12 protein-coding genes are annotated in these 14,009 nt (G+C 46.1%); 1 reads left to right on the top strand and 11 read right to left on the bottom strand.

Features of this window, described 5'->3' with window-relative positions; translation table 11 throughout:
- Positions 1-3: 3 nt before the first annotated feature.
- The 5 genes from yidD to NQ564_RS15845 form a co-directional block, all read right to left on the bottom strand.
- Positions 4-225, bottom strand: coding sequence for a membrane protein insertion efficiency factor YidD (gene yidD, locus NQ564_RS15865; protein WP_036608061.1), 222 nt, complete (start codon positions 223-225; stop codon positions 4-6).
- Entirely contained in the window at positions 225-611 is a 387-nt protein-coding gene (gene rnpA, locus NQ564_RS15860) for a ribonuclease P protein component (RefSeq protein WP_008146841.1), read from the bottom strand. Before rnpA ends, yidD begins: the two co-directional genes overlap by 1 nt.
- Positions 601-1,368, bottom strand: a complete 768-nt coding sequence (locus NQ564_RS15855; RefSeq protein WP_036608063.1) for a uroporphyrinogen-III synthase — start codon at positions 1,366-1,368, stop codon at positions 601-603. The genes rnpA and NQ564_RS15855 overlap by 11 nt, the downstream gene beginning before the upstream one ends.
- Complete coding sequence (locus NQ564_RS15850) at positions 1,365-2,093, bottom strand: DUF4271 domain-containing protein (protein WP_008146840.1); 729 nt, start codon at positions 2,091-2,093, stop codon at positions 1,365-1,367. Before NQ564_RS15850 ends, NQ564_RS15855 begins: the two co-directional genes overlap by 4 nt.
- Positions 2,094-2,205: 112 nt before the next feature.
- Positions 2,206-3,642 carry a Gfo/Idh/MocA family oxidoreductase gene (locus NQ564_RS15845; protein WP_008156013.1) on the bottom strand — a complete coding sequence of 479 codons (1,437 nt, stop codon included), beginning with the start codon at positions 3,640-3,642 and terminating at the stop codon, positions 2,206-2,208.
- Between the two features lie 302 nt (positions 3,643-3,944).
- Between NQ564_RS15845 and NQ564_RS15840 the strand changes: the two genes are divergently transcribed.
- On the top strand, positions 3,945-6,761 hold the full coding sequence (locus NQ564_RS15840; protein ID WP_129650232.1) for a M16 family metallopeptidase: 2,817 nt from the start codon (positions 3,945-3,947) through the stop codon (positions 6,759-6,761).
- Between the two features lie 94 nt (positions 6,762-6,855).
- Here NQ564_RS15840 and NQ564_RS15835 read toward each other — a convergent pair whose 3' ends face one another.
- From NQ564_RS15835 to NQ564_RS15810, 6 genes are all read right to left on the bottom strand, one after another.
- On the bottom strand, positions 6,856-7,755 hold the full coding sequence (locus NQ564_RS15835; protein WP_008146834.1) for a YitT family protein: 900 nt from the start codon (positions 7,753-7,755) through the stop codon (positions 6,856-6,858).
- 100 nt (positions 7,756-7,855) lie between these two features.
- Positions 7,856-8,992: a glycoside hydrolase family 43 protein gene (locus NQ564_RS15830; protein WP_039848041.1), complete on the bottom strand. Its 1,137-nt coding sequence runs from the start codon at positions 8,990-8,992 to the stop codon at positions 7,856-7,858.
- Positions 8,993-9,002: 10 nt separating this feature from the next.
- Complete coding sequence (locus tag NQ564_RS15825) at positions 9,003-9,887, bottom strand: hydroxypyruvate isomerase family protein (RefSeq protein WP_008146832.1); 885 nt, start codon at positions 9,885-9,887, stop codon at positions 9,003-9,005.
- 26 nt (positions 9,888-9,913) lie between these two features.
- The gene (locus tag NQ564_RS15820; RefSeq protein WP_008146831.1) at positions 9,914-11,689 is read right to left on the bottom strand and encodes a hypothetical protein; all 1,776 of its coding nucleotides are present in this window, start codon (positions 11,687-11,689) and stop codon (positions 9,914-9,916) included.
- 13 nt (positions 11,690-11,702) lie between these two features.
- Positions 11,703-12,515 (bottom strand): alpha/beta hydrolase, encoded by an 813-nt coding sequence (locus tag NQ564_RS15815; RefSeq protein ID WP_008146830.1) that lies wholly within the window; start codon positions 12,513-12,515, stop codon positions 11,703-11,705.
- 223 nt (positions 12,516-12,738) lie between these two features.
- Entirely contained in the window at positions 12,739-14,007 is a 1,269-nt protein-coding gene (locus NQ564_RS15810) for a polysaccharide pyruvyl transferase family protein (protein WP_008146829.1), read from the bottom strand.
- Positions 14,008-14,009: the final 2 nt, after the last annotated feature.

Here is a 14,009-nt window from a genome sequence, read left to right as displayed (position 1 = left end):
ACTTTACGGAACAGGATCATATCCGCTTCCTCCCCAGGGATGGCAACGGAGAATACGTTTGACAGCCAGATACAATCCTTTTATAGGACCATGTTTTTTGAGAGCCTGCACGGCATATTCGGAACAAGTAGGCGTGTACCTGCACGATGCCGGCGTCATGGGAGAGATACAATATTTATAGAAATAGACCGGCAACAACAGAAGGGAAGTAACAAAACGCTTTATCATACTTTGTCACGAAGTATGTTCAATGCCTTTGTCATGGCTTTTTCCATATCGGCAAAAGGATGGATTTCCTTGTCCAAATAGAGGAAAGCAACCAGCATACGCTTGTCTTTTTCCACCAGCGGATCAATCAGGTCATATTTGCACACCCGATAGGCTTCGCGGACCTGGCGTTTGATCAGATTCCGTTTTACTGCACGTCTGAATTTCTTTTTGGGGACACTCACCAGGATAGATACCGGAGCCAATGCCTCTTCCTCCACCGGTAAATAAACGACCCGCAGTGGAAACGCCACAAACGATTGCCCTTTTGCAAACAACAGGTCAATGTAACGTTTCCACGACAGGCGCTCTTCTTTTGAAAGGGTATACCTTCTATTTACCATTCTTTTTGTTACTACCCATCTCTTTTTTCAGATACAATTCAAGGGCAGCCGTCATAGACGGAGCTTCGGGAGTCGGTGCTTCCACATCCAAACGCAAACCGGCTTCTTTCACCGCTTTGGCTGTTGTCGGGCCGAAACATCCGATCTTTATATCTTCTTGTTTGAAGTTCGGGAAGTTCTTCAGCAGAGAAGAAATTCCCGAAGGGCTGAAAAATACCAGCATATCATAGTCAAACTTCTCGTCTTTAGAGAAATCATTGCTTACAGTGCGGTACATAACAGCTTTCGTAAAAGAAATCTTCTTCGCTTCTAACATAGTTAACAAATCATCTTTATGCACGTCGGAAACGGGCACAAGATATTTTTCTTTTGCATGCTTGCCGATAACTGTAACCAGATCATCCAACTTTCCTGTCTGTCCAAAAAAGATTTTACGCTTTCTATACACAATATATTTTTGCAAATATACGGCAATGGCCTCAGTCATACAGAAATACTTCATCGTTTCAGGAATGGCAACACGCAGTTCCTCACACAGGTGAAAGAAATGATCGATCGCCGTACGAGCCGTAAAAACAACAGCCGTATGATCCAAAATAGAAATTTTCTGCTGTCTGAACTCCTTAGATGAAAGAGGTTCTACTTTAATGAATGGACGGAAGTCAATCTCAACTCCATACTTCTCTGCAATGTCGAAATACGGGGACTTCTCGGATGCAGGCTTCGGTTGTGATACCAGCAACTTTTTGATGTTCAATGCCATAGAGTACTTGTCTCGATAAAGTTATACAAATAAACCATACCTTCGTACAAAAATACCAGAGGTAAAATTTCTTGGGTGCAAAGGTACAAACTTATATATAATAATCCAGTACTTTTCTTGTGAAATATCCGTATTGTCTTATAAATTATTACAAAACGACACAAAATATAGAAAATACAAAACATTGCTATCGGTATAGTTACGTGTGTCCCGACAAACACTAACCATAACACCGGAATGTACAAAGAGACTCCCCAAATCCCCATAATAGCATTATAACTCGTCTTCCATAACTTATATTTATTGGGGTCGGCAAACACGCTGCCCAGGAGGTAATAACAGCATTGTTTAAACTGATAAAACAGGAATAAAACGCAAAAAACCGTTCCGATCGTCGATAAAACCGCCTGCCATTCCATATAATTTATAAATCCGTATATCCTGCCTATTGCAATCAGGGCAATACTCGAAAGGAACAATACCTGAAATGTCATAAAATTACGGAAGAAGAAAACGCTTTTCCCCACCACATCGTCAAATAGATTCTGCCTTTCTTTCACGAGAAAAGCATCTTTCAGCATCTTCACAAACAACTGGAAATTCGCCCGGAACACAAAAGAAAAGACAATAAACAGGAATAACAGCAGGGAGAAGATGACATCATCCACCAACTGCCCGTCCCACAAGCGAATGCCCACATATCCTTCAAATATATTCATGTTCCCTGCGTATTACAGGTGCAAAGATAATCAAAAAAGAAAGGCAAGCTTACCCGACAAGCTTGCCTTCTCAAACAATCAACCGTTATGAATAACGATCTTAGAAACTATCTTAAATATTGTAGTACTGTTCCCAGCCTTTACGCGGCATTTCGCCAACCAACATCTGGTTCATAACCGGATCGTTCACGATCTGCTTCGTGTCGCGGTCGAATACAATCTTGCGGTTCATGCGCTGTGCCAACACGCCGAGGCAGAACACCTGGCTCAACGGACCTGCGATAGAGAACGGAGAACGAGTCTTTTCCTTACCCTGGCAAGCCAACAGGAAGTTTGCGTAGTGATTGGACGGACTCTTCTGGTATTCCGGCAATTTCGGATTCATATCTTTAGCTACCTGATCAGGAATAACAGACAAAGTGCTACCATGAGAACCACCCTTGAATGTCAAAGTCTTTGTATAGATTTCCTTACCCGGATTCAGTTTAGCCAACTGCAGTTTGCCACCAGCAACCGTCGGGATATTCGGATCGACATCAGAAGAACCGTAGTTTTCAGGAACAGGAGGAATATTATCCAGACCGTCATACCAAGTAATATCGACACCCGGCATATCTTTTCTTTCCGGGAATCTGAACAGGATACGGGAAGACATCGGGAAGAAGAACGGGTTGTGATCTTTCAGATACAACGGGTTTACTTCCGTCGGCAAACCAAGATCCAGGAATTCGTGGGCAGTATCGATGATGTGAGCTCCCCAGTCGCCCAATGCACCCATACCGAAATCATACCAGCAACGCCACTGTCCCAAATGATAATCGTGATTATATTCGTGGAACGGACGAACACCTAACCAAGTGTCCCAATCCAACGTTTCGGGAACCGGTTCACCCATCGGCAGATGTGTAATGTTCGGGTTCCAGTTATGCCAACGGCGCGGAGAGTTCATGTGAGCTGTGATAGCGGTAACGTCCTTGATCAAGCCGGCTTCTTTCCATGCCTTGAACTGGAAGTAGTTGGCTTCCGAGTGTCCCTGGTTACCCATCTGTGTAACAACACCGAATTTCTTTTCGGCACGCATCATCACTTCAATTTCCTGGAAGGTGCGGGCCATCGGTTTTTCTACATATACGTGTTTTCCATGAGCCATTGCCTCGATCGTGATCGGGAAATGGGAATGGTCCGGTGTACCAACTGTAACGGCGTCGATCTTGTCGGCCATCTTGTCGAACATCTGGCGGAAATCCTGGAAACGCGGTACTTTCGGGAACATCGAAATAAGTTTCTGAGTATGAGGTGCACCCATATCTACATCACAAAGTGCAACAACTTCGCACAAACCGGTTTTATACAGTTCGCGTGCAATCTCACCCCCACGGTTACCGATACCGATAAAAGCGATTCTCACCTTTTCGTTGGCACTGACAAAAGGAACACCCGGCATGGCATTGGCCTTGGACGGAATCCAGAAAGAAGGAATTGCTGCCGCAGCTGAAAGAGCGGCTGCCCGTTTCAGGAACGAGCGACGTGAAATATCTTCAGATTTCATGGTAAATATATTAGATAAATTATTAATGTTTGCGTGCACATAACAACTTCACAAAAGTAGATATTTTTTTCTTACACAAAAACTTTCTCAAGGATTTTTACAAGCAAAAAGAAAGAAAGGCACGTTTGCCATTCTGATAGCAAAAGACCGGACTTGCTATCAAACAGTACTGTTAAAATATATTACCCGCAAGGGTAATTCCAAATATATGCCCTACTAATCCTTTTTACATGGGGTAGCAGTGTCATTTTGTAACAAAAACTATATACATTTGTTCTATTAAAAATGAAAACAAAAGTGATATGAAGATCAGACAGATTCTATCCATCGGATGTTTCCTTTGGATACTTGCCACCCTCCGTTTGGCAGCACAGCAACCGGAAATACAGCCGCTACCCATAGACCCAAAAGTAAAATACGGACAACTCAGCAACGGGTTAACCTATTACATCCGACACAATGCGCAACCGAAAGACCGTGCGGATTTCTTTATCGCCCAAAATGTCGGATCGATCCTGGAAGACGAGAACCAACGCGGACTAGCCCATTTCCTCGAACATATGGCGTTCGATGGAACCAGGAACTTCCCCGGACATGGCATGGATGAATTTACCGAGAGCATCGGAATGCGTGGAGGCGAGAACTTCAACGCTTATACAAGTTTCGACGAAACGGTTTATATGATCATGAACGCTCCGGTCACCCGCGAGAGTATCGTCGACTCCTGCCTGCTGATCCTGCATGACTGGTCGGGCTTCATCACGCTCGCAGATACGGCCATCGAAAAGGAACGGGGCGTGATCCGGGAGGAATGGCGCACGCGACAGGATGCCCAGACGCGTATCTGGGAACAGCAGTTGCCGAAAATGTTCCCGGACAACAAATATGCACACAGGATGCCGATCGGCACGATCGACGTGATCGATAACTTCAAACCGGACGAACTCCGGGCTTATTACAAGAAATGGTATCGTCCTGACCTACAAGGCATTATTATTGTAGGAGATATAGATGTAGACAAGGTAGAGGCAGCTGTAAAACGTATCTTTGCCGATATCCCTGCTCCAACCAATCCGGCCAAACGCGAATATACGGAAGTGGCAGACAATGACAAACCGCTTGTTTCCATCGCCACAGACAAGGAGGCTTCCAATATTATCCTTTCCATATTCTATAAGCACGACAAGATGCCGAAAGAGCTGTATGCTACCGGAGCAGGTTTGATGAAGGATTATATGGAGAATGTCGTTGAGACGATGATAAACGAACGCTTTGCCGAAATGATGCAAAAAGCGAATCCTCCCTTTGTCGCTGCCCAGGCTTCGGACGGTGATTTCATGATCGCCAAGACAAAAGGTGCTTTCACTGTTGCCGCCTTAGTAAAAGAAGGCGAGATAAACAAAGCGCTCGATGCACTTGTGACAGAGACGGAACGGGTGAAACGGTACGGTTTCACGGCTTCCGAATATGACCGTGCCCGTATCAATGTCCTGAAACAATACGAATCACTGTTCAACGACCGCGACAAACAAAAGAACCGCTCTTACACGAACGAATATGTCCGCCACTTTACAGACGGAGGTTACATTCCAGGCATCGAAACGGAATATCAGCTAATCAGCCAGATCGCACCACAAATCCCAGTCGAGCAGGTGAATCAATACGCTCAGAGTTTGATCGGCGACAAAAACATCGTAATCGGGCTCACCGGCCCTGACAAGGCTGACATGAAATATCCGACCGAGACTCAATTATTAGAAGACTTTATCAAGGCACAACAATTGCCGGTCGAACCCTATGAAGAGACTGTTTCCAATGAACCGCTGATTTCCAAGTTGCCCGCTCCGGGGAAGATCAGAGAGATGAAGACGGACCCGCTGTTCGGCGCGACGGTCCTGACACTCGACAACGGCATCAAGGTCGTACTGAAACATACGGACTTCAAGAAAGACGAGATTCTGATGACGGCTACCAGTCCCGGCGGCAGCACCTTGTTCGGAGCGAAAGATATCGACAATCTGAAAGTGTTCAATGATGTTATTACGCTTGGCGGAGTCGGCAACTTCCCGGCAACCGATCTGAATAAGGTATTGGCAGGAAAGAAAGTCTCTTGTTCTCCCTCTATCGGCCTGAATACGGAAAATGTAAACGGTTATGCCTCTCCTACCGACCTAAAGACATTGTTCGAACTGGTTTATCTCTATTTCACGGCTCCACGTATGGATGAAGAGGCTTATACTTCCTTCGAGAATCGTATGATCGCACAGTTGAAAAACCTGGAACTGAACCCGATGGTGGCGTTCAGCGACACGCTGACAAAAGCGATTTACGACAATAACCCACGTGCCGCCCGCATCACGGCTGACGACTTCAGGCAGATCAGCTACCCGCGCATCATGGAGATGTACAAAGAACGGTTTGCCGATGCTTCAGACTTTGTCTTTACGTTCGTCGGAAATATCGACACAGACAGCATCCGCCCTTTTGTAGAACAATATCTGGCGACGCTTCCAGCCAAAGGACGCGTTGAAAAAGCCAATCCCGCCGAAGTGCCGGCTATCCGCACGGGCGAATACACGAATATCTTCAAACGCGCTCTGGAAACACCGAAAGCGTCGGTTGTCAACTTCTGGTCCAGCAAGATGGGATATAACCTTGAAAACATCCTCACCGCCACTATGTTGAAGCAAATTCTCGATCTGGTATACATGGAAAAAGTACGCGAGGATGAGGGAGGGACATACGGGGTGCAGACTTCCGCACAGATTTCTTCCTTCCCTGAAGGACAGACATTCCTGCAAGCCTATTTCGACACGGATCCGGCTAAACGGGAAAAGATGAACGCTATCGTCCGTACAGAACTGGATAACATCGTCAAGTCCGGCCCGCGCGATGAAGATTTCAAGAAGAGTCAGGACAATATCCTGAAGCGCCACGCAGAGAACTTGCAAGAGAATGTTTACTGGCTGACGACTTTGGATAATTATTACTTCCGCGGATTCAACGGCGAGACGACATACGAAGAAACGATAAAAGGTATCACCCCCGCCAATATCCAGGCTTTTGCCAAAAAACTGTTAGAACAGGGCAACCGGATCGAGGTAGTGATGGAGCCATAAGGCAAAATATAATTCAGACACAAATTACGCGGATTACGCGGATTTTTCATCTATAAATCCGTGCAATCCGCGTAATCCATGTCAAAAAAGAGATTTAATTCGTTTTCTTCTTCACTTTGAAATGGTCGAATCCTTCCCCGTATACACCAATAACGGCACTCTGCGAAACGAAAGCTCTCGGATCAATATCATTGATGATTTGGAAAATCGTATTAGATTGACTCTTTTTTGCTAAGACAAACATCATCTTCACTTGCTTCCCTGTATAAAGTCCGGTCCCATCGATTACAGTCACTCCCCTGTGCAAAGCATTAATCTCCCTGCCGATCTCTTCATATTTGCTGGAAATAATAAAGAACTGGACCGACTGACGAGAGCTGTTGACCACCTGGTCGATCATATATCCTGTAACAAACAAGGTTACATAACCATAGACCACCTTCTCCAAATCGTGCAGCACAAAATAACTGGATGCAATGATGATCATATCGCAGAGCATCACCATACGCCCTAAGCTGACATCCCGGTACTTATTGACGATAGCTGCCACGATATCCGTCCCTCCTGTACTGCCATTCGAGGCAAAAGCAACACCAATACCTCCTCCACAAAAGATAGCGCCCAAGATACAGGCCATGAAAGGTTGATCCTGCAAAAGCTGGAGTCCAGCCGTCAACTGCTGGATTACGGAAAGGAAAAAGGTCAGGACAAACACGGCAAAAATCGTCTTCACACTAAACTTCCATCCCAATATCTTGAGTGATAACAACAAAAGGAAGCCATTAATGGCAAAATAAGTGTATTGCACCGGCAAACCTGTCCCCCAATAGACAATGGAGGCGATGCCCGGTACCGCCCCGGAAGGCAAATCGTTTGGCAACAGGAATACGGTCCAACCTATACCGTAGAGGATCATCCCCAAAGCGATCCCCAAATAATCTCTTAATTCCCTAACCATAAATAGGTTGGATTTGATAGACAATGTCTGTTTCATTCTTTTTGTGTTTTTATGCGGCTGCAAAAGTACAAAACAATTGACAATTGGGAATTGACAATTGACAATTAAATGTCGCGCACTCCCCAACTGTCAATTGTTACTTGTCCATTGCCCACTCATCCTCCCAGTTGATAACCGGCTGCTCTCCTTCAAAACGGATAGGCAACCAGATATAACGGCCATCTATGGCGTTCTCCGGTGTCCAGCGATCTCCCATATAGATGAACTGGCCGGGCTTGCCGGGAACAGGCAGCACATAAGTACTTTGCGAATGGAAAGAGGTTTCCGAATCGGCTCCCACAAACGGGTTCGCCAACTCTTTCCACGGCCCCCAGATAGAGGATGCAACAGCGGAACGACCCGGATTCGGGGCCCAACCAGTGCAACCGGACATGATCAGATAATACTTGCCGTCTTTCTTGAACATGGCAGGCGCTTCCATAAAGCGGCCGACAAAGAAACGGGCATAATTGCCGGAACAAGCCGTATAATCGTCCGTCAGTTCGGAAATATGCAATGTGCTGTTCTCCTCCGAAGCATAAATATGGTATGCTTTTCCATCGTCGTCGACAAATAGATTCATGTCGCGTGCCATTTGCCCGCTCTCGAAATCACGTCCTAACAGATTCAGCGTGTCGGGATGGGCAGGCAAGCCACCGCCACCGAAACCTTTCTTCGATTCTTCGGGAACCTGGCCTTTATGGATATCCAAAACATTCTTCGGCCAAAAACCAGCGTTCGGCCGATCGGCGGAAAGCAGTTTGTACGGTCCTGTAACCTTTTCGCTGACAGCAACACCGCTTTTGGCTCCCGTATAACCGGCACCTTTCGGTTCGAGATGGAACCACATCACATACCTGCCCGTCTTCTTATTGAAAATCACCTTCGGACGCTCCAGAATGCAACCTTTTACGATCGGACTCGATTCGTCGTCCGAAACAGACAAGGCGATTCCCTCGTCTTTCCAATTATATAAGTCCTTGGAAGAATAACAATGGACGCCAACCTGGGCTACATTTCCCCCTTCACCTTCCGTTTTGTGCTCGCCAAACCAATAATAGGTATCACCTTGCTGCAACATACCCCCGCCATGAGCATTGATGTGCACACCGTTATTGTCCGGCCAGATTTCACCGGGTTTAAAAACATTCTCAACCAGTGAAGTCCCGGTTTTCCCCTTACACCCGCACAAAGCGAAGAGCAACAACAGAGGATAAATAGCAATCCGTTTCATACTTAACTGTTTATACATCACAAATACGAATACATTTCTCAAGCGAGGCAATCTTGTCTTCCTGCTTCGGGACAAATTCCTGCCCGACAAAACCTTTATAACCGGTTTCCACAATCGCTTTCATGATAGCTGGATAGTAAAGTTCCTGTGTTTCGTCAATCTCCGCACGACCGGGAACACCTCCGGTATGGATATGAGAAAAATACTGGTGATATTTCTGGATATGATCAATCACGTTTCCTTCCATGATCTGCATATGATAGATGTCATACAGCAGTTTGAAGTTCGGCGAACCGATACGACGGCACAATTCCGCTCCCCAAACGGTATGGTCGCACAGGTAGTCCTTATGCCCGATACTGTTCAGAAGTTCCATCGTCAGAACGACATTATACTTTTCAGCTATCGGCATCAGACGCTTCAGCCCTTTCTCGCAGTTTTCCCAACCCTGCAAGTCGGTCACACCGTTCCGGCGACCAGAGAAACAGATCAGGTTCGTCAGTCCGGCCTCGGCCACCATTGGAATAACCTGTTCATAACTGGCAACCAGCTCGTCATGCAGCTTGGGATCATTGAACCCCCGATCGATACCTAAACCCGCACCCTGCGCCATCGCAACCGTCAAACCATGTTTCTGCACGACTGGCCAATCTTTCGGGTCGAGCAGTTCAATCGATTCTATTCCTATGTTTTTACAAATCTCACAAAATTCATCCAACGGATAGCTGCCGAAACACCATTTACTCACAGAATGGCGAATATTACCTTTCAGTGGTTCAGGTTTCTCTACCTTCTTCTTCTTTGCGGGAGCTGCTGCCTCCACACCGGACACAACCATAGCTGCGCTTCCTGCCAATACCGTCTTAATGGCAGTTCTTCTCGAAATGTTTTTCATACTATTCTTGTTCTTACGTTAATAAATTATTTAATCAGCTCCCATTTGCCTTGCAAATAAGCTTTGTCGATTACGCTTGCCAATGCCTTGTCGTTCGTCCGCTCGGCCAAATCCTTCAGATCATTGTACAGATAGAACTGCAACCAAAAGCCATAGTGATAGCGTTCGCGAGTGGATTTTGGCTGCAACATCAAAGCATACCATTTAGTATTCAGTTTTTTAGCTTTTGCTACTTCGACCGCTTTCTCGGCATTCTTCCACATGGTATCGGAGACTTTCGATTCGAGATCAACAAAATCTTCGTACTTCATGGAAGCGGTATTAATCACCTGGCAGCGGTCGTCCAGCCCCAGTTCTTTCATGGAAAGGCGTTGTTCGAATACCTTGTCGCCATCCAGGTCAAACTCCATCAGATCGAAAAAGCCGTTATTGTCCGTATCCGTATACTTGACAGTCGGAAACACGGTCGGTTCGGTCTCGATACGTTTCGGCCCATAGCCATCATAGATTCCACCCATTCCCTGATAGTAACGGGCATTCTGGTCGACACGCCAACAGCCCCATTCGGCTCCGTACAGGTGAATCTTTCCATCTATCGGACTGACATACAACTGACCGTGACCGGAATTGTCCTCATCCCATTCGCCCCGGTCACCTGCCGGATCGGCCTGTCCGTTATTGTCAATTCCACCTTGGTTCTTTCCCACCTTGAACGGATCCCGCGGCTGATACAACTCCACGCGCTCCCAACGGTTGCAATCGTCGTCCTCATCGTAGGTAAACCAAACTTTATCCCATTTGCCTTCCTTGAATGTCAGATCCCAGGCGGCATCATGATCCGGATACAACAGCTCCGGAAGCTTACGCCAGCGGGCATCAAGAAAGAACGTATCGGCTTCGGGAAGTCCACGCAGGTTCTTATTGATATGTTTCTGATTTTCATAATTGAATCCGGGACCTGTAAAATGGATGGTCATATCGAAGTCGAATTCATTGCCCGACGCATTGTCGTTATCCGTATCCATCGAAACAGAAACCCAGTCGATATTGCCGGAGAGGACGGAATTTGCCTGTCCGTTCTCTTTCACGATCTTGGGAGAGTCGCAGAAGCGGATCGCCATCTCCGTCAGCCCGTCATTGTCAGGATCATAGAACAAGAATGGGTTTTCCCAGTTCATACGGACATCGTTCACGCGTTCGGTCGTACTGTGTATCTTCATGAAAGTACTCCTCCCGTTATAATCTTCGTAGAAATCCGACAGGCCGTTATGTATCCAGCAGCGGAGAGTGAACGTATTCCAGTCGATATAGTTGAACACGTCGTCCTTATCCGTATCCACTACCCACATATAATGTCCGTTGCCGGTCTTCATCCGGTTTGCTTCGGGGATATTATCGACCACAACCTGCATGGCTGGATTACCGTCTTCATCTTCGCCTACCCAGTCGATGATAAGATCGCCGTAACCTCCGTAGACGCCGTCTTTATTACGGTCTATCATCAGGCAGTCGTTATCGGTATCGCCTTCCAGGTCGCCGTACTGCATATCGTCGTCGTCATCGATCCATTGCACCGGAATGCCGTTGGCCGTCACCGTACGCAGGATATCCGGATCGCCGTCTCCGTCCAGGTCTATATAGGTCGGCTTGTACCCTGCGGGAGCAGGCGGTAGCCGATAAGGGATCAACAGGGTATTTGCGTTCCAATATTCCTTTTTTTCGGAATGATCCGTCTGTGCGGATAACCCTTGTGCACTCAGCAGCAGGGAGCCTGCGGCCAGTAATAATGTAATCGGTTTCATGATATCAGGTAGATTAATCGGTGATTTTTATATAGGTAAGCCATTTCTGTATCAGGTCTTTCACTTCCTGATAATAGGTGAAGTCATACCGGAACCCCCAACCGTGTCCTCCGCTGGGGAACATATAGAGGGAAGTCGGGATATGGTGTTCATTCAGTGCCGTATAATAAAGGATAGAATTCAACGGAGGAACGGTCTGATCGTCATCACTCAGCAGAAGCAAAGTCTTCGGTGTCTTATCGTCCACCTGTTTCTGCAAAGAATAGCGGTCTACCAACTCCTTATTCTCAATATCTTTCCCTAAAAGATTCTTTTTGGAACCACCATGTGTAGTCATATTATCGAAGCTGATCACCGGATAATAAAGGATCGCAAAGTCCGGCCGGTTGGCATCTGCCGCAAGCGTGCTGAGTGAAGCTGCCAAATGTCCGCCTGCTGACGATCCGATCACTCCGACCTTATTCGCATCCAGATTCCATTTGGTTGCATTACCCCTAATGACGGACATCGCTTTCTCCGCATCACTCAACGGGATCGTATGTACGCCTTCCGGCATCCTATATTTCAGAACGACTGCAACAAACCCGTTAGAAGCGTACCATTTCGCCATATCATGCCCTTCATGGTTTATTGCCAGCCCTCTATATCCGCCACCCGGACAAATCAGCACCGCTGGTGCCAGTTTCCCGTTCTTCGCCGGATGATAAACAAAGATTTCCGCCTCGCCCGCTTCCGGCTTATCCGGCCAGAGCTTGAACTGTTCTACCTGCTGCCCCCATACCACGGGTGAAAAGAACGATAAGAGAAGTAAAAGAATGTGTTTCATAAGGTATTAATTCTTAATCATTAACTGAGTTATTAAAAACAGGTGCTAATGTAACGAAAAAAAATAGATTCACCTATAAAGAGGGACAAAAAGAAATAATCCCCCCTATCCAGAAAAACAAAAGACTTACATATTCAAAAACAAAAATGTACATCTTTGCTCTTGAATATGTAAGTCTTTTTAGGGAGGAATATACACTTCAAAAGGATATTCCCAGATCTATTTATAAGAATTGAGAAACGATTTTTATCCCCATATCAAACAGCTTAGAAGCATTATCCATTCCTTGTTTACGATATGCTTGCGCACTGTCGTAGTCAGAATAAACTTCCATCAAACGGTCGGCAATCTGTTTTCCTGTCGTGTCGTTAATCTCAAACACCCAATTATTAAAACCTAAATCATAATACATTTGTCCTTTTATCGTATCTTCCGGCTGTCGGAGATAAAATGCAGGTGTCCCATTCCGCAAAGAGATAATAGGGGAATGGCATTCAAAACTAAGAACACAGAAGGCCTTGCTATACAAAGAAGCAGCCTCATCCGGTAACCAATAACCACGTTTGACGACATTCTTTTGAACATCATCCGGTAACGGATCAATCAAAAGTTCATCCATAATATCAACCTGATAAGTCATTTCCGGGCAAACAAGAACCTTATTCCCTGTTTCCCTCACCCAACGGACGATTGCTTCACGAGCTTTGGCATGGTCGACCTCTTTCCATTTGTCATTCAATACCGTTATTTCTACGATCTGTTCCTCCGTGTAGCTTTTCCTGCGGATCAGCCAGTACGGTGTTTTCCGCAACCGGGGAATCACACAAATAAACTTACGGTCTTCCAGATTATTGGCCATTAAGAAAGAACGGGCATTCTCTTCGTCCTGGATATTCAAAGCGAAAGTAGCATCCGGAACAAAACGGATTTCAGGCTTCGTTACTCTCGCTTCCCTCAATTTTCTTATCGAAGCTGTCTCGCGAGTAAAAACAAACGATGCATCGTTCAACAGATTCTTCAATGAAGGAGATATATCCTGAATCGTTGTTCCGTAGGTTCCGAAAGGTTTATCCGTAATTTTACGCCAAGCCTCCAAACAGTTGGCCGCCACAACCGATGGCCCCGATCCATGAATAAAGACATCAGCACGATTGATAGCCTCCAGAAGCTTACTATCCGTAATCGTAAAATCTTTATCCGGATTGCCGTAAAGAATCTCTATCTCCGGGAAATTCTTCTTCAATAACGCTTCCACCTTCTCGCTTTTGCTCCGTTTCCATAAAGTAATCGTTGCTTCAGGCAAGTGCGTTTGCAAGATATGCAGCAAACCCGGTGTATGGGCGATATCCCCAATATTCACATCCTGCCAGCCGGAAACGACTAATAGGTATGGTTTTTTCTTCTCTTCCTTCACCTTATTCAGACAAGCCGGTAGAAATAGCGCAGCGGAAAAAGCACCAGTCTGCTTTAAGAAAGTTCGTCTGTTCATCATGA

This window comes from Parabacteroides johnsonii DSM 18315 (genome assembly GCF_025151045.1).
Taxonomy (GTDB): domain Bacteria; phylum Bacteroidota; class Bacteroidia; order Bacteroidales; family Tannerellaceae; genus Parabacteroides; species Parabacteroides johnsonii.
This window is presented reverse-complemented; position numbering and strand designations above follow the sequence as displayed.

Excerpts from the sequence above, each read along its gene's own strand:
- rnpA (WP_008146841.1), bottom strand. The coding sequence starts at position 611 with ATGGTAAATAGAAGGTATACCCTTTCAAAAGAAGAGCGCCTGTCGTGG.
- NQ564_RS15850 (WP_008146840.1), bottom strand. The coding sequence starts at position 2,093 with ATGAATATATTTGAAGGATATGTGGGCATTCGCTTGTGGGACGGGCAG.
- NQ564_RS15845 (WP_008156013.1), bottom strand. The coding sequence starts at position 3,642 with ATGAAATCTGAAGATATTTCACGTCGCTCGTTCCTGAAACGGGCAGCC.
- NQ564_RS15840 (WP_129650232.1), top strand. The coding sequence starts at position 3,945 with ATGAAGATCAGACAGATTCTATCCATCGGATGTTTCCTTTGGATACTT.
- NQ564_RS15835 (WP_008146834.1), bottom strand. The coding sequence starts at position 7,755 with ATGAAACAGACATTGTCTATCAAATCCAACCTATTTATGGTTAGGGAA.
- NQ564_RS15830 (WP_039848041.1), bottom strand. The coding sequence starts at position 8,992 with ATGAAACGGATTGCTATTTATCCTCTGTTGTTGCTCTTCGCTTTGTGC.
- NQ564_RS15825 (WP_008146832.1), bottom strand. The coding sequence starts at position 9,887 with ATGAAAAACATTTCGAGAAGAACTGCCATTAAGACGGTATTGGCAGGA.
- NQ564_RS15820 (WP_008146831.1), bottom strand. The coding sequence starts at position 11,689 with ATGAAACCGATTACATTATTACTGGCCGCAGGCTCCCTGCTGCTGAGT.
- NQ564_RS15815 (WP_008146830.1), bottom strand. The coding sequence starts at position 12,515 with ATGAAACACATTCTTTTACTTCTCTTATCGTTCTTTTCACCCGTGGTA.
- NQ564_RS15810 (WP_008146829.1), bottom strand. The coding sequence starts at position 14,007 with ATGATGAACAGACGAACTTTCTTAAAGCAGACTGGTGCTTTTTCCGCT.